General features: G+C 69.7%; 15 protein-coding genes. 3 read left to right on the forward strand and 12 right to left on the reverse strand.

What is annotated here, in order from left to right:
- Entirely contained in the window at window positions 1-1,029 is a 1,029-nt protein-coding gene (ocd, locus tag QRN44_RS17095; protein ID WP_285039734.1) for an ornithine cyclodeaminase, read from the reverse strand.
- 162 nt (window positions 1,030-1,191) lie between these two features.
- Here ocd and QRN44_RS17100 point away from each other — a divergent pair, with 162 nt between their 5' ends.
- A complete protein-coding gene (locus QRN44_RS17100) occupies window positions 1,192-1,623 on the forward strand; it encodes an Lrp/AsnC family transcriptional regulator (RefSeq protein WP_064293981.1) in 432 nt (143 codons plus the stop codon).
- 141 nt (window positions 1,624-1,764) lie between these two features.
- Here QRN44_RS17100 and QRN44_RS17105 read toward each other — a convergent pair whose 3' ends face one another.
- The 3 genes from QRN44_RS17105 to QRN44_RS17115 form a co-directional block, all read right to left on the reverse strand.
- Complete coding sequence (locus QRN44_RS17105) at window positions 1,765-4,326, reverse strand: polynucleotide kinase-phosphatase (protein ID WP_285039736.1); 2,562 nt, start codon at window positions 4,324-4,326, stop codon at window positions 1,765-1,767.
- Entirely contained in the window at window positions 4,323-5,717 is a 1,395-nt protein-coding gene (locus QRN44_RS17110) for a 3' terminal RNA ribose 2'-O-methyltransferase Hen1 (RefSeq protein WP_285039738.1), read from the reverse strand. Before QRN44_RS17110 ends, QRN44_RS17105 begins: the two co-directional genes overlap by 4 nt.
- A 131-nt stretch (window positions 5,718-5,848) precedes the next feature.
- Window positions 5,849-6,328, reverse strand: coding sequence for a hypothetical protein (locus QRN44_RS17115; RefSeq protein ID WP_285039740.1), 480 nt, complete (start codon window positions 6,326-6,328; stop codon window positions 5,849-5,851).
- Between the two features lie 77 nt (window positions 6,329-6,405).
- On the opposite strand from QRN44_RS17115, the gene QRN44_RS17120 reads away from it, so the two are divergent.
- Entirely contained in the window at window positions 6,406-7,218 is an 813-nt protein-coding gene (locus QRN44_RS17120) for an endonuclease/exonuclease/phosphatase family protein (RefSeq protein ID WP_285039742.1), read from the forward strand.
- Between the two features lie 39 nt (window positions 7,219-7,257).
- On the opposite strand, the gene QRN44_RS17125 is transcribed toward QRN44_RS17120, so the two are convergent.
- From QRN44_RS17125 to QRN44_RS17140, 4 genes are read right to left on the reverse strand one after another with little or no spacing between them, the layout of a single operon-like run.
- Entirely contained in the window at window positions 7,258-7,986 is a 729-nt protein-coding gene (locus QRN44_RS17125; RefSeq protein ID WP_175116627.1) for a YoaK family protein, read from the reverse strand.
- 48 nt (window positions 7,987-8,034) lie between these two features.
- The gene (locus QRN44_RS17130) at window positions 8,035-9,003 is read right to left on the reverse strand and encodes an acetylxylan esterase (protein WP_071261950.1); all 969 of its coding nucleotides are present in this window, start codon (window positions 9,001-9,003) and stop codon (window positions 8,035-8,037) included.
- 41 nt (window positions 9,004-9,044) lie between these two features.
- A complete protein-coding gene (locus QRN44_RS17135) occupies window positions 9,045-9,827 on the reverse strand; it encodes an IclR family transcriptional regulator (protein ID WP_121292858.1) in 783 nt (260 codons plus the stop codon).
- A gap of 53 nt (window positions 9,828-9,880) precedes the next feature.
- The gene (locus QRN44_RS17140; RefSeq protein ID WP_285039745.1) at window positions 9,881-12,229 is read right to left on the reverse strand and encodes an FAD-dependent oxidoreductase; all 2,349 of its coding nucleotides are present in this window, start codon (window positions 12,227-12,229) and stop codon (window positions 9,881-9,883) included.
- 162 nt (window positions 12,230-12,391) lie between these two features.
- Between QRN44_RS17140 and QRN44_RS17145 the strand changes: the two genes are divergently transcribed.
- Window positions 12,392-13,741, forward strand: a complete 1,350-nt coding sequence (locus QRN44_RS17145) for an MFS transporter (protein WP_079000422.1) — start codon at window positions 12,392-12,394, stop codon at window positions 13,739-13,741.
- Between the two features lie 65 nt (window positions 13,742-13,806).
- On the opposite strand, the gene QRN44_RS17150 is transcribed toward QRN44_RS17145, so the two are convergent.
- From QRN44_RS17150 to QRN44_RS17165, 4 genes are all read right to left on the reverse strand, one after another.
- Window positions 13,807-14,172, reverse strand: a complete 366-nt coding sequence (locus QRN44_RS17150; RefSeq protein ID WP_285039748.1) for a hypothetical protein — start codon at window positions 14,170-14,172, stop codon at window positions 13,807-13,809.
- 64 nt (window positions 14,173-14,236) lie between these two features.
- Entirely contained in the window at window positions 14,237-14,677 is a 441-nt protein-coding gene (locus QRN44_RS17155; protein ID WP_285039750.1) for a DoxX family protein, read from the reverse strand.
- Window position 14,678: 1 nt separating this feature from the next.
- A complete protein-coding gene (locus tag QRN44_RS17160) occupies window positions 14,679-15,200 on the reverse strand; it encodes a GNAT family N-acetyltransferase (RefSeq protein ID WP_285039751.1) in 522 nt (173 codons plus the stop codon).
- A gap of 12 nt (window positions 15,201-15,212) precedes the next feature.
- The gene (locus tag QRN44_RS17165) at window positions 15,213-16,211 is read right to left on the reverse strand and encodes an acetylxylan esterase (RefSeq protein ID WP_285039753.1); all 999 of its coding nucleotides are present in this window, start codon (window positions 16,209-16,211) and stop codon (window positions 15,213-15,215) included.
- Window positions 16,212-16,273 lie beyond the last annotated feature (62 nt).

Consider the following 16,273-nt stretch of genomic DNA (forward strand, 5'->3'; position numbering starts at 1 on the left):
TCAGCCGACGGGAGAGAGCGCACCGACGAGCCCGAAGAGGTCCTTCGGGTCGTCGGGGGCGGCGACGAGGTCGATCTCCTCGAAGTACTCGCTGCCGTCGACGGAGTCGCGGAGGAAGCGCAGCGCGGTGAAGTCCTCGATCGCGAAGCCGACGGAGTCGAAGAGCGTGATCTGCTCCCGCGAGGTGCGGCCGGGGACGGCACCCGTGAGGACCTGCCAGAACTCGATCACCGGGAAGTCGGGAGCCATCTGCTGGATCTCGCCCTCGATGCGGGTCTGCGGCGGGAATTCGACGAACACCTCGGCGCGATCGAGGATCGACGCCTCGAGCTCCGTCTTGCCGGGGCAGTCGCCACCGATGGCGTTCAAGTGCATGCCAGGCTCGACCAGGTCGTTCGTGAGCACGGTCGCGAGCGCCTTGTCGGCCGTGCAGGTCGTGACGACGTCCGCGCCCGCCACGGCGTCGGCGGCACTCGTCCCGATGACGACCTCGAATCCGAGCGGCTCCAAATTGCGCGCGAACTTGTCCATCGCGAGCGGGTCGACGTCCCAGATCCGCACCGTGTCGATCCCGAGGGCGGCACGCATGCCGAGGGCCTGGAACTCGGCTTGGCTACCGGCGCCGATGAGCGCGTGGACGCTCGAGTCGGGACGGGCGAGGTGCTTCGCGACCATGCCCGACGTCGCGGCGGTCCGGAGGGCCGTGAGGAGCGTCATCTCGGCGAGGAAGGTGGGGTAGCCGTTGTGCACGTCGGCGAGGACGCCGAACGCCGTGACCGTCTGGTAGCCCCGGGCGGGGTTGGAGGGGTGGCCGTTCACGTACTTGAAGGCGTACGTCTCGTGGTCGCTCGTCGGCATGAGCTCGATGACGCCGAACGGCGTGTGACTCGCGACCCGCGGGCTCTTGTCGAACGACGGCCAGCGGCGGAAGTCGGCCTCGAGGTAGCCGATCATGCCGGCGATGATGCGCTCGGGACCTCGGTCTGCCGTCCAGCGGACCATGTTGCGGACATCGACGAAACGCGTCATGACGTTCCCTTCCAGACGAGTTCGGGCTCGGAGCCGACCGGAGCGGACCACTCGCGGTTGCTTCGAGCCTAGGTTTCGACGATCTGCACTTTCCATTCCCGAGATGCACGATTTGTGCACAGGTTATGCACAATATAAGTAACTCGGTTGTACATTATGTGCATGGCTGCGCTGGACGATCTGGACCGACGGCTGTTGGCTGCGCTCCGAGCCGACGGCCGTGCGTCGGTCGCGAGCCTGGCCCGGTCGCTCGACGTCGCCCGGGCGACCGTGAACAGCCGTCTGGAGCGGCTCATCTCCTCCGGCACGGTGGTCGGGTTCTCGGTCCGGGTGCGTGACGAACTCGATCCCGGCACCATCCGCGCGATCGCGTTCATCGAGGTCGAGGGTCGCACCACCGATCACGTCATCCGCCAGCTCCGCGGCTTCCCGGAGATCAGCGCGCTCCACACCACCAACGGCGGGTGGGACCTCGTCGCGGAACTCCGCACCGAGACGCTGACCGACTTCGACCGCGTGCTCGGCGGGATCCGACGCATCGAGGGCGTCGTCAACAGCGAGACGAGCCTCCTGCTGAGTTCCGTCCTCCGCTGACGACCCGCCGGGGCCGCGGAGCTGCAGCCCGGGCCCCGAGGTGCAACCCGGTCCCTGAGCTTGTCGAAGGGCACACGGCCTGCCCCCGCCCTTCGACAAGCTCAGGGACCGAAAGGTGGAACGCAGGGACCGGGGTCGACGCTAGAGGCGTGGGTCGATCGGCTCGGACTCCATGGCGAGCACGCCGAAGACGGCCTGGTGCACCCGCCAGGTCGGTTCACCGGCGACGAACCGCTCGACCGCCTCGACACCGAGCGCGTACTCACGCAGCGCCATCGACCGCTTGTGGCCGATGTCCCGATCGCGCAGGCGCTCGAGGTTGTGCGGCTCCGTGTAGTCGGGACCGTAGATGATGCGCAGGTACTCACGGCCCCGCACCTTGATACCGGGCTGCGCGAGCGCCTTCTCACCGCGGACGAGGCCTGCCACGGGCTTCACCACCATGCCCTCACCACCCGCACCGGTCAGCTCCTCCCACCACGCGGTCGCGGCGTCCTCGGACGCCGACGAGGTGAGGTCGACCTCGATCGAGCGGGTCCGGCGGATGAGCTCCGGGTCGGCGTCCGCGAGGCGGTCCGCCACCGAGAGGTGCCAGTCGTGGTCGCGGCCCAGGTGGCTCGTACCGGTCGAGGCGAGGAGCTGGAACGGCGCGAGCTGCACGCCCTCCAGACCGTTCGAGGGCGCGGTGTACGGACGGTAGGCCGCGACGTAGGCGTCAGCGGCCTCGGCCCGACGGCGCGTCCGCTCGAGCAGGTCCGAGACGTCGACACCGGTCGACGACGCCTGCTCCAGCACGCGGACGGCCGCCGGGAGCGCTGCGGTCGCGGCAGCTCCCACCGAGGCGTACTGGTCGCGGATCAAACTCTCCGCCTTCACCGACCACGGCAGCAGCTCGCTGTCGACGAGCATCCAGGAGGCGTCGAGCTCCTCCCAGAGACCGGCTCGCTCCACCGCGGCGTCGAGCCGGGTGAGGAGCGTCTGCGTCGTCGCATCGTCGAAGAACGGCCGACCGGTGCGGGTGTGGACGGTTCCGCGCCACCCCGCGGGAGCGCCGAAGGGTGCAGGATCACGGGTGAGCAGTACGACGGCACGCGAGCCCATGTGCTTCTCCTCGCAGACCACCCGGTCGAGCCCCTCCCGGCGATACGCCTCGAACGCCTCAGCGGGGTGCTCCAGGAGGTCCTTCCGCTGCGAGGTGCTCGGCGGGCTCATCGTCGGCGGCAGGTAGACCAGGCGCCGAGGGTCGATCGCGAACCGGCTCATGACCTCGAGTGCGCCGGCCGCGGCGTCCTCGCGGATGCCGACCCGGCCCGAGACGCGCGTCTCGACGACCTGCTTGCCGAGGACGTCGTCGATGCGCAGCAGCCCGGGATCCCGCTGCTCGCCGGCGGGACCGGTCGGGCGGCCGAGCGGCACGACGGGTTCGTACCAGACCTGCTCGGCCGGGACGTCGACGACCTCGCGCTCCGGCCACCGCAGGGCACTCAACTTGCCGCCGAAGACGCAGCCGGTGTCGAGACACATTGTGTTGTTGACCCACTCGGCGTCGAGGGTCGGCACGTGGCCGTAGAGGACGGTCGCCTTACCCCGGTAGTCCTCCGCCCACGGCAGCCGCACGGGCAGGCCGTACTCGTCGGTCTCCCCCGTGGTGTCGCCGTACAGCGCGAACGACCGCACCCGCCCGGAGGCGCGTCCGTGATACTGCTCGATCAGGCCGGCGTGCGCGACGACGAGCTTCCCGTCGTCGAGGACGAGGTGCGCGACGAGCTCGCGGCAGAACCGCTCGACCTCGGCCCGGAACTCCTCCGGCTCCTCGGCCAGTTGGGCGAGCGACTCGGCGAGCCCATGGCTGGTCTGCACCCGTTTGCCCTGCAGCGCGCGGACGAGCTTCGACTCGTGGTTGCCGGGCACCGCCAAGGCATGCCCCGCGCCGACCATCCCCATCGCCAGCCGCAGCACGCCAGGGGTGTCCGGCCCGCGGTCGACGAGGTCGCCGAGGAAGATCGCGCGGCGGCCCTCGGGGTGCGCGGCGTCGATCGGTCGACCCTCCACGTCGCGCTCGATCACGTACCCGAGCTTCGTGAGCAGCGTCTCGAGCTCGCTCCGGCACCCGTGCACGTCGCCGATCGCGTCGAAGGGACCGCGCTCCTGACGGCGGTCGTTGAGCAGCGGCTCACGCACGAACGACGCCTGCGCGATCGCCTCGACGCCGGAGAGCACGTGGACCTTCCGGAAGCCCTCTTTGCTGAGGTGCCGCATCGACCGACGCAGTTGGTCCTGCTGCCGGGTGATGACGGCGGCACCGAACGAGCGGTCCTCGCGGGCCTCGTTGCGCTCGATGCAGACGCGCTCCGGGACGTCGAGCACCACGGCGACGGGGAGGACGTCGTGGTTGCGTGCCAGATCGATGAGCGACTTGCGCGAGGCCGGCTGGACGTTGGTCGCGTCGATGACCGTCAGGAGCCCGGCGTCGAGGCGGCGTGCGGCGACATCGCGGAGTGCGGCGAAGGCGTCGGCGCTGGCGGCCTGGTTGTTCTCGTCGTTGGAGACGAGCCCGCGGAAGAAGTCGCTCGACAGTGTCTCGAACCGGCCGAAGTGCGTGGCGGCGAAGGTCGACTTGCCGGACCCGCTCACGCCGATGAGGACCACGAGCGACAGTTCGGGGATCGGCAGGGCGGCGGGGGTGTGCTCGAGGTCACTCATGCGATGGCCTTCCGGAAGATGGCGAGCTGCGTCGGCGAGCCGAGCTGCGGGTCGACGTCGCCGACCGTGCGGTGCTCGACGCCGTAGCCGTACCGCTCGGCCGCAGTGGTGCACCAGGTCGCGAACTCCTGACGGTCCCACTCGAAGCGGTGGTCCGGGTGCCGGAACGAGCCCGCCGGCAACGACGGATACAACGCGTTGTATTCGCGGTTCGGCGTCGTGACGATCACGGCTTCGGGAGCCGCAGCGCCGAAGATCGAAGCCTCGAGTGCATCGAGGCGCTCGGCGTCGATGTGCTCCACGACCTCCATCAGCACGATCGCATCGAGTCCGCGCAGCCGGGTGTCGGCGTAGGTCGCCGAGGACTGCAGCAGCTGGACACGCTCACGGGTGCGGTCGCTCGCGTCGCGGAGCCCGAGCCGCTGCGACGCGGATGCGAGCGCGCGCGCGGAGACGTCGGTACCGATCACCGAGGTGACGAGAGGATCCGCCAGCAATCGAGTGAGGAGGGCGCCCTCGCCGCACCCGACGTCGGCGACCGACCGAGCCCGCACGTCGGTGAGCGCCTGCAGGACCGCCTCGGCGCGCAGGCCGGCGAGCGCCGGGGCACGCTTCGTCTCTGACGCGGTGGCCGTGTCGTCCCCGTCGGTCCTCGCCTCCGGGTCCAGTTGCGACTGCGCATCGGTGACCATCCGCGACTGGTGCGCGAGATACCGCTTGGTGATCAGGTCCCGGTCGGGGTGATCGGCCAGCCACCCCTCGCCGGCGCGGAGGAGCTTGCCGACCTCGTCGTCGGAGACCCAGTAGTGCTTGGCGTCGTCGAGCACGGGCAGCAAGACGTAGAGCTGGCGGAGCGCGTCCGCGAGGCGGAGATCCCCGGTCAACTCGAGGTCGACGTATCGCGAGTCGCCCCACGCGGGGACCGTCGGGTCGAGCGGGATCGCCCGTTCGACGACGGTCCAGCCGAGCGGGGTGAAGAGTCGGGTCGCCAGCTGCTCCAGACCTCGCGACGGCACCGCGGCGACGGTGATCGTCAGTGGGAGCACTGCCGCGGCGAGCTCCGGGTGGGAGTCGCTGCGGCCGGTCATGGCGCTGCGGAACACCTGTCCGATCGCGACGGCGACCATCGACGACGACGCGTACGGTCGGTCGTTCACGTACTGCGAGAGCGACGCACTGTCACCGCCGCCGAAGCGCTTCTGACGGACGAGCGCGATCGCGTCGACCTCGAGCAGCAGGGCCACGGTGCACCGCTCGTCGGTCGCCTCCGGGTAGAACACGTGGGCGCGCCCGACGCTGAGGTCGAAGCTCTGCGCCCGTGCGGGATGCTTGCGGACGAGGTGCCCCAGGTCGGCGGCCGACGGCGCGGTCGAGGTGATGGTGACGAGCACAGGTCCATCCGTCCGTTCGGCGGCGAGGTTCCTGAAAGCCTAGCGGCGGTCGTGGTGCGTGCGTGAGTCGCCCGGATCTGCACGGAATTCAGCGATCTCCGTGCAGGTCCGGGCGACTCGGGGCCGGCTGATCAGCCTCCGAACAGCTTGCCGAAGAACCCCGTGCGCGGCTTCCAGCCGGCGGCGGTCAGGGTGTCGATCACGGGCTGCTTGACCTCGTCGGTCGTGAACTCGTAACCCATGAACTGGCCGGTCGTCGTGCCATCGCGGTCGGTGGACTGCGAGATGGGCGCGACGCTCCGCCCGAAGGAGAAGGACTTCTGCGGGCCGGACTGCCAGGTGCGCTTCGTCGACAGACCGCCGACGCCGAGCGTCGTCTTCGAGGAGGACGACTGCTCGTGGAACTCCCACTCCCCGTCTTCGGGGTGCAGCTCGACCCGCAGCTCGTACTCGGCACTGAACATCCCGGCGCCGATGAAGCCGAGCCAGCGCTGGTCGGCGTAGCGCCAGTGCGCGACGATCCCGTCGGGTGTCGGGTCGTAGATGAAGGGGAGTTCTTCGCTGTTGAGCGCGAGGATCCGGGCCTGGGCGTCGCGGAGGTCGAAGGTCATGGGGCGAGTCTAGGCAGACGGACCGCCCGGCGACATGGGGACAGCTCCCCGTCACCCGGCTCCCCTACGCTGGCCGGGTGAGCGAATCCATCCTGACCCAGAACGTCCTGACCGTCATGAGCTACAACATCCGCACCGCCGTCGCCCAGCCCGGTCACGAGTGGGTGGACCGTGCACCGCTCGTCTCGCAGGTCATCGCCCGCAACGCTCCGGACCTCCTCGGGCTGCAGGAGGTCCGCGAGCATCAGCTGCACGACCTGCTCCCGGGCCTCGCCGAGTACGACTGGTTCGGGCAGGGCCGTGACGGCGGTTCGGCCGGCGAGTACGGACCGGTGTGCTTCCGCCGCTCTCGGTTCGAGCAGCTCGACGCCGGCGAGTTCTGGCTGTCGGACACCCCCGATGAGCCTGGCTCGAACACCTGGCCGTCACTGCACGCGCGGTTCGTCACCTGGGTCAGGCTCCGCGAGCGCCGCACCGGCGATGAGCTCGTCTTCGCCAACACCCACCTCGACCACGAAGGTACGCCGCACGGCGACGACGTCCGGACGCGCAGTGCGAAACTGATCGCCGACCGCTTCTCCGGCGTGGACGTGCCCGTCCTCCTCACCGGCGACTTCAACACCAAGCGTGGATCGGCGGCGCACGACGCGCTGGCGGACGCCGGGTTCGTCGACCTCTCGCCGGTGGAGAGCGACAGCATCGGCACGTTCCAGGGTTACGGTCCGCAGCGTCCCGGGAACGCACGCATCGATTGGGTGCTCGGCCGCTCAGGCAGCGTCGCGCCGCACACCCGACTGGAACCGATCGAAGCCCTCGTGGACGAGCAGGAACCCACCTCGGAGGCGAGCGACCACTTCCCCATCGTCATCCGGGCGCAGCTCACCCACTGACGGCGGCGCGTCTCGGACACGCGCTCGAAGTTCGGTGGATCAGGCGTTGGAGACCGTCGGCGCGAGCCGGAGGAGGACCAGCCCGACGATCGACGGGAGGAGGGGCAGCGCGGCACCGAACACCGGGTCCACACCGGTGAGGAGCGAGCCGCAGAGGGCGCCCGTCACGAGCAGCACGATCGCGCCGATGCGGATGAGGTGGTGGTCGTGGACGCCATCGGCGAGGCTCTGCATGAGACTCGTGAGGGTGCCGGTCACGAAGGTGGTCGTCACGCCCGACCGCTCGATGCGTCGCGCGACGGCCGTCTGCCCCGCCATCGCGAGCGTGGAGAGCGCGATGAGGGCGCAGATCACGGGCGTCGTGCGCAGGTCGGAGGACACGATCCATCCGATGAGGACGCACGCCTGCGCGACCACCGCACCGCCGAGGACGAGGACGAGCCGGTGCTGCGGCGCCTCCGGAGGCCGCCCAGGGGTGGCGACGAGCCTCGTGAAACGGAAGGCCAGGAACGTCCCGACGGAGAACAGCAGCACGGCGACCGTCGCCCCGAGCAGGACCTCGCCGAAGTCCGGTCTGCTCGTGAGTCCGGCCAGCACGAAGTTGCCGGTCATGTTCGCGGTGAAGACGCCGCCGAGCTGGAGGAACGCGAAGGCGTCGGTCGCTCCGGCCGCGAACGAGAGCACGAGCGCCATCGCCGCGATCATGCCGGCCCGCGTCCGACGACGGTTGGTCGTCAGTGTCGGGTCGGTACCGCCGGTCTCAGTCACGTGCACATCGTCCCACGCCCGCTCGCCCATCTTCGGGCGAACGGCGCGTCAGGCGAGGAGGTCCGCGAGGAAGGTCAGCTGCGCCTGCTGCTGCACCGGCCCGCCACCCTCGTGCCCGTTGTACGGGTAGACGGCGATGTCCTTCTGCGTGCCCGCGTAGTGGTTGAACGCCGCGTACACCGTCGAGGGCGGACACACCGCATCGCAGAGCGCGACGGAGAACAGTGCGGGGGCGGTCGCGCGGGCGGCGAAGTTCGTCGCGTCGAAGTACGAGAGCGTCCGGAACACCTCCTCCTCGTGACCACGTCGGCTGATGAGGTACGTCTTCAGCTCGGCGAAGGGGCTCGCGTCGGTGATCTGCAGGGCACGACGGAAGTGCGACAGGAACGGGACGTCGACGAGCGCCGCCGCGAGTCCCTCGCAGAGCCCGGCCGCGGCGAGCGCGATGCCGCCGCCCTGGCTCCCACCGGCGACGACGACCCGGGCGGGGTCGACCTCCGGGAAGCTGCGCACCGCGTCGACGGCGAGCGCCGCGTCCGTGAAGACCCGACGGTAGTAGTAGGTCTCGGGGCTGTCGAGCCCGGCGCTCATCTTGCCGGCGACCTGCGGACCGCTTCCGAACGGGTCGGCCGTCGCGCCCGGCAGGTTCGCGCTCCCCTGGCCGCGGGTGTCCATGACGAACACGGCGTAGCCCGCGGACGGGTGCATCGTCCACTGGTGGGCGAGCCCGCGACCGCCGCTGTACCCGATGTAGTGCACGATGCACGGGAGGGGCTCGGTCGCGCCCGCCGGCCGGATGAACCAGCCTTTGATCGGGTCGCCGCCGAATCCGGAGAACGTGACGTCCTCGACGACGAGACCGGTCAGCTCAGGGTCGGATCGTTCACGCACCGTCGGCTGGGCGAGGGCGTGGGCTTCGGCGAGGGTGTCCGCCCAGAACGCGTCGAAGTCCGGCGCCTCCTCGCGGTCGGGCCGGTACTGCTGGAGCTGGGCGAGGGGGAGGTCGAATTGCGCCACGGGTCACCTTCGGTTCGTGAGATCGGATGCGGGAGAACGAATCAGGAGGACGGGATCGCGGAGATGAGCCCGAGACCGACGCTGATGCGGTCGGCCACTTCGATGAGGTCCTCGGTGAGGACGTCGAGGTCGCGTTCGCGCATCAGGCTCAGCCGACCCGAGATCGAGATCGCCGCCACGACTCTGGCGTTCGCGTCGCGGATCGGCGCCGCGATCCCGAGACGACCCAACGCGAGCTCCTGGTCCTCCATGCAGACGCCGCGTTCCCGCGCCGCCGCGAGCTCCGCGGCGAGGGCCGCGTGCTCCGTGATGGTGTTGGCCGTGTAGCGCGGGAGCGGCTCGTCACCGAGCAGCGCACGGAGACCGTCCGCGTCGAGGTCGAGGAGCAGACACTTGCCGAGCGCGGACGCGTGCAGTGGCTGGCGCAGCCCGATCATCGAGTGCGACTTCGGTGCGAGGGCTCCCTCGAAGTGGCAGAGGTAGATGAGACTCGAGCCGTCGAGGACGCCGACGTTGACGCTGAGGCCGATCCGCTGCGCGAGCTCCTGAGCGGGAGCACGTGACTCCCGGTGCACCGGGTTCTGGTTGAGCCCTTCGCTCGCCAGCGCCAGGATGGTCGCCCCGATGGCGTAGGACGGGCTGTCGGCCGCCTTCGTCACATATCCGAGCTCCTCGAGCGTGCCGAGGAGGCGTGCGGTCGTCGAGGTGCCGAGACCGGTGGCACGGGCGATGTCGGAGGCCCGCAACGGCCCGGTGGTCGATGCGCCGAGCACGGCGAGCACGGATGCCGCACGGCCGATGCCCTGCTGGATCTCACCTGCCACGGGTCCTCCACGGTGTCGGTGTCGGTTCGGATGTCCGGCCTCGGAGGCCGTGTTCAGCGTAGCGGTCGGGCTCGGCGCGGCCGGGTGGTGCGCCCGCTCGGCTGTTCGAAGACCTTCACACTCGCGACACTCACGTAGGGCGAGCCGTTCGTGGCCGTGACGACGACACGGAGGGCGTCGACCCGCACGGGCTCGACGTCGTGGATCCGGTGGCGGTGGCGGTTCCCCTCGACCTCGGCCAACACCGTCCACGTCCCTTCAGCCGCACCCGCGGGTCTCCCCTCGAGTCGGTAGTCGGCGACGAGCTCGGGGACCGCCTCGAAGTCGGTGCGGTGGTGGTGCAGGTTGATGAGGTCCACGTCGACGTCGTCGTTGAACACGATCCGCACGGACGCGACATCGACGGGCTCGTCCCAGTGCAGTGTGAGGACCTCGGGCTCGGCGACCAGATCGCGGTTGTCAGCGAGTCGCTCCGAGGACCACAGGTGCGGTCCCCCGTACGGTCGCTGGTAGCCGTCGACGATCCGCTCCGCGCGGTACGCCGTGGTGTCTCCACCGACGGTCAGCGCGACGCTCCGGCCGCGCAGCTTCCGCGCGTTCCAGTCCAGGATCGCCTGGTCTTGCTCCTCGGGGATGTGGTCGTCGAACACCTCGTCCGAAGCATGCTTGGCGGTCAGCACGAGGAGCCCGTAGGGGTGGCCTTCCGTGAGGAGCAGGCTGACGTCCGGGTTGGCACGGACGACGAGCACCGCGTTCTGCTCGATCTCCGGCGTCCATCCGAAGCGGACGGTGGCCGACACGCCGACCCCGGCGGCGATCTCCGCGGCTCCGTCGAGGAGGTGCTCGACCGGGACGGCGTTCTGGCGTTTGCCGGTGCTCCACAGTTCGACGCGGAGGGTCGTGTCGCGTGCAGCGTCGACGAGCAGGGTGATCTGGTCGAGTGACGGAGCGACGGGTACGAGGATCGCGACGTCGCGGTCGAGGGTGAACCGCTCGCCGGAGCCGAGGTGCTCCAGCGTGGAGATCGCGTCGAGCGCGCTCGACGCGGAGACCGTCGCCCGCCCGGCCAGATCGTCGGGGTCGTCCGTGGTGATGCCGATGACCGGGGCGTCCTCGCGGAGGAGCGTGCGCTGCAGGAGCGGGAGCGCCTGCCCGGCGAGCTCCCGCGGCGTCAGCCTGTCGCGGGCGATGAGCGCCGCAGCCGTCCCCACCGCCTGACCCTGCGTGGCGCAGGTCGCCATGACGCGGGTGGACCCGAACGCGACATGGGAGGCGGAGATGTTGCGTCCGGCGAACAGCAGGTTGTCGACGTCCCGCGAGTACAGGCTGCGGAAGGGGATGCCGTAGGTGCCGTTGCTGAACCGCTGCTGCGCACCGGCGGTCTCGGCGTAGACGCCCTCCACGGGGTGCAGGTCGATCGACCAACCTCCGAAGGCCACGGTGTCCTCGAAGTCGACCTGGTCGAGCAGGTCGTTCTGCGTGAGGGTGTGGTCGCCGAGGAGCCGACGGTACTCGCGCTTCCCCGGGATGGATCCGACCCACTCGAGCGTGAGGGTGTCGGCTTCGAACTCGCCGGAGTTCTTGATGTAGTCCCAGATCCCGAAGACGACGCTCCACAGCTCGTCTCGGATCTGCTCGTTCTCGGCGACGGTGTCGAGCTCGCCGCCCCACTCGATCCACCAGTAGTTGCAGCCGTTGTCGCCGGTCCGGATGATCCGGTTGGTGAGGATCGGGGTGTCGCGGATGTCGCGCGCGATGTCGGGAGCGACGAACCGCTCGGGGCGTCCGGCGTCCTTGGTGTAGAAGAAGATCGAACTGCCGAGGAGCTCGTCGTCCGCCACCTCGGGCGCCCACGGCTCGCCGAGCTCGGCGCGACCCTCGCGCCCGATGCGGGAGGTGGCACCGGCGAGATGCCCCACCAGCCCGTCTCCCGTGCAGTCGATGAAGACGGGGGCGACGAACTCGGTCTCGATCTCGCTGCCCATCGTCCATCCGGTGACGGACGCGATCCGCGGCGACGGCGACTCCTCACCGTCCGCCGGCTTCTCCATCGTGACGATGCGGACGTCGGTGTTGAGGTGCAGCTGCAGGTTCGGCTCGGCGCGCACGAGGTCGAGGACGGTCTGGTCCCAGTAGAACGGGTTGCCCTCCGGATTGCGGTACTGGTTCTCGAGGAAGAGCTCCCCCATGATCCCGGTCTCCCGTGCGAACCGCTGGTGGCCGTGCGCGGTCGCTCCGACCACCCACACCCGAACCTCGCTCGACGAGTTCCCACCGAGTACCGGGCGATTGGTGACGAGCGAGACCCGCGAACCGAGGCGGGCGGCGGCGACGGCTGCTGACACGCCCGCGAGGCCACCGCCGATGACGACGACGTCTGCGGTCTGGGTGCGGTGCTGCATGGATGACACTCCTTCGTGATGCGTGATCCTGGAGGCCGTCGAACAGGTGGCGACCACCGGGCGAATGCCACGCTACCATTCAGCGGTACGACTTTCCCATTCAGTGGGTAAGATTCTTCGGCAGGTGAACCTCGAAGCACCCCGACAACGATGTGAGGACCGATGGACGAGAGCAGGACCCAGGCTGCAGCCCTGGCCGAAGCCGCCGCGCACAGCGCACAGACCCCCTACGACGACGCGGAGCGATCACGCCGTATGCGGAAGGTGATCTGGGCGGCCGGGGCAGGTCACTTCGTCGAATGGTTCGACTTCGGCCTCTACGGCACGCTCGCGACCGTCATCAGCCTCAACTTCTTCCAGCAGGGCAACACCCAGGCGGCTCTCCTCTCCGCATTCGCGGTGTTCGGGGCCGGCTTCGTGATGCGTCCGCTCGGTGGCCTCTTCTGGGGCTCGCTCGGAGACCGCATCGGGCGCAAGACGGTCCTCGCGACGGTGATCCTCGTGACCTCCGGGGCGACGGTCGTCATGGGTCTCCTGCCGACATTCGACCTCATCGGCCTCTGGGCGCCGATCCTGCTCGTGATCGTACGACTCGTGCAGGGCTTCGCCGCCGGTGGCGAGAGCTCGGGTGCCACCACACTCCTCGCCGAGTACGCCCCGTCAAACCGGCGCGGCTTCGTGACGAGCTTCATCGACGTGTTCGGCTTCGCGGCCTTCGTGGTCGGTGCGGGCCTCGTGCTCCTCTTCACCTCGACGCTCGGCACTGACGCCCTCAACGAGTGGGGTTGGCGCGCGCTCTTCTTCCTCGCCCTGCCGCTCGGCCTCGCGGGCCTCTACCTGCGGAACAAGCTCGAGGACACCCCCGAGTTCCAGGCGATCCAAGCGAAGGGGGCCGTCTCGAAGTCACCGTTGCGGACCTCGCTGCGGACGTCCTGGAAGGCGCTGCTCTTCTGCGTCGGCTTCGTCGTCATCAAGGCCGTCGGCCACTGGATCCTGCAGACCTTCATGCCGTCGTACCTCCAGACCGATCTCGGCTACTCGCAGCCGCTCAGCTACGCGGTCACCGTGCTCGGGCTGCTCGCGATCGCCATCCTCGTGCCGTTCATGGGCCTGCTGAGCGACCGCATCGGGCGGAAGCCGGTGATGATCGCCGGTTGCGCCGGGTTCCTGGTGTTGACGTACCCGACGCTCATGCTCATGAGCGCGGGCAACTTCGCCGCTGCGGCCGTCGCGATGGTGATCCTCGGCGTCTTCATGGCCGCCTACGACGGTGCGTCGAGTGCTGCGATGGCCGAGCTGTTCCCGACCAGCATCCGTTACGGCTCGATGGCGATCGCGTACAACCTGTCGGTCGCCGTGTTCGGCGGGATCACGCCGTACTTCGCGACATTCCTGATCGCATCGACCGGCAACCGGTTCGCCCCCGCGTTCTACGTGATGGCGGCCGCGCTCATCACCCTGATCGTCGTGCTGCGGGCCCGCGAGACGGCCAAGCTGCCGCTCCCGCGCTGAGCGACCCGAGCGGACGCCGGCGTCGACCAGATGGGTCGACGCCGGCATTGTCGTGCGGGTACGAGTCAGCGGGAGAAGTCGCGCAGGTCGAGGTCGGGGTCCTCGAGCACGTCCGAGGTCTCGAGGGAGTCGCGTGGCTCGTACGCCGTCGTGGACGGGCGGAGGTCGTCGAGATAGCCCTGCAGACGCGATTCGGCCTCGCTGAAGTCCGGCACGTCGAGGTCCCAGTCGTGCGGCACTGAGAGCACGTCGTTGCCGAGACCGATCACGAGTTGGGCGGATGCGTCCTCGTCATCGGACTCCACGACGATCGGAATCGTGACCGCTTCGGCCCGACCTCGCTTGGCGAGCTCGGCGGTCAGCTCAACCAGGAGGCCCGCGACCTCATCGGTCGTCACAACGTTCTCACCCGCGTATGTAATGCATCGCATGCATCAACCCTGCCTGATCAGGCCTGGAACCTCAGGCCCCTTGACACCCGGTGGGGCCGGATGACTAGGCGGCTCCGAGGCCGGACTCGGTCGACGACGACCGGCGGCGGCTGGTCCGCCACGCTCGCCACGCTCCCGTCGACCAGAGCGCCCAGACGACGAGGAGCGGTTGGAACACCAGTCGGACACCGCGCGCGACATCGCTGTCGAGCCCGAAGGCGTCGGTACCGCGGACGAACTGCTCGATGTTGCCGGGGAACACCGCGACGAAGAACGCTGCGACGATCCAGCCGACGGCTATGCGATACCGGGCGAGCAGGATGAGCGAGAGGCCGAGGAGTATCTCGACGACTCCCGACGCCACGACGACCACGTCGACCGGCAGTGGCAGCCACTGCGGCACCTGGGCGACGAACGACTGCCGCGCGAAGGTGAGGTGGCCGACGCCGGCGAAGGTGAGGACAGCTCCGAGGAGCCAACGGGCGAGCGTCCGGACGAACTCCATGTCAGCTCACGGCCGTCACGGCGTACTTGAAGCCGCGGTGCGAACCGACGAAGCCGAGGCGTTCGTAGAAGCGGTGGGCGTCCACCCTGGCCTCGTCGGAGGTCAACTGCACGATCGAGGAGCCGGTCGCCGGAGCGGCGACGTCCGTCACCCAGCGCATCATCACCGTTCCGACGCCGCCGGATCGCAGCGCGGAGGAGACCCGCACGGCTTCGACGAGCAGTCGGGTTGAGCCGCGGCGAGCCATCCCGGGGATGCGCGTCAGCTGCATCGTCGCGATGACGGCCTCCGCCGCGTCGACGACCAGCAGGATCTCGTTCGCCGGGTCGCCGATGAGGTCCGCGAGCGCACGCTCGTAGGCGGGGAGATCGCTCTCGTTCGCCAGGTCACCGCGGGACGCACTGATCGGATCGTCGGCGAGGAGCGTCATCAGCGCGTCGAGGTCGGCCAGGTCGGCCCGGCGCAGCAGCAGTTCCTGCCCCGGTGTGGAGAGGGCGACGGGGAGCGTGAGGGCAGCGATCATCCATCCACCCTCTCACCTCGCGCCTGCAGCTCCTCCCACTGCCCGCGCGACCGACCGGAGCGCGTGCGCCCTCGTCGCCGCATACGACTCCGCCAGCACGGCATCGAGCCCCGGGTACTCGGTGTGCCCGGCGGGGAGGACGCTCAGCTCGACGTCCTCGAGAGCGTTGGCGACGGCGAACTGCCCGGGTGGTGGCACGTGTCCGTCCCAGAGCGCGGCCTCCACCCGCACCGGCACGTGGACGAACCCCGCGGCCGTCGACGCGTCGAAGAACCGCAGGACCTCACGCGCCTCCGGATGCTCGGCGACGTGGTGTCGAACCCGCTCTCCGCTCCCCTCGCACGGCAGGCGCAGACGCAGGTCGTACTGACCGAAGCTCGGCACCACGAGCGTCGCTCCGACGAAGCGGTCGTCCCATGGCAGGGCGAGCGCACCGATCCCGCCGCCGAAGCTCTCACCGACGAAGTAGAGCGGGAGCGGTCCGACGACGTCGAGCAGCGCCGACGCCGCGTGCCAGAGGTCGACGGCACACCGGCCGAGCGCGTACCGCTCGACGCTGTCGATGCCGAACAGGACATGCCCGTCCTCCGGTGTCGGCGCTCCGAGTCCCGCGTTGAAGACGCCCTGGCCGCGGGCGATCGGGAAGATGACGGCAGCGTCGTCCGGGACGCGGGACCAGTCGGGCGCCTCCCGCCCGCCGTACCCGTGTCCATGCACCATCCCGAAGCGTGCAGGCCCGCCCGCCGGCATCGCGAGCCATCCGCGCAGACGGAGGCCGTCGGCGACCGTGTGCTCGACGACGAAGACCTCGTGCGCGCCCTGCCGGCCGATCGGGGTCAAGATCGGATCCGGAGGAACCTCACGTGCCGCCGCGTACCACCTGCGCCATAGCTCCTCGAATCCGGCCGGCGGCACGACCGGTTCGACGGCCAGGAGCGCCTCGAGGTCGTAGCCGTAGGTGCCGTCGCGAACCACATCGCCGAACCAGTCCCGATGTCGTACCTCACGCATGCGTCATCCGCCTCCGTCTCGTCGTCGTGGATCGCCGGTGCCTCAGCCCGGCACGCGCTCGT

It is taken from the genome of Plantibacter sp. lyk4-40-MEA-4 (assembly GCF_030209415.1).
Classification (GTDB): Bacteria; Actinomycetota; Actinomycetes; order Actinomycetales; family Microbacteriaceae; genus Plantibacter; species Plantibacter flavus_A.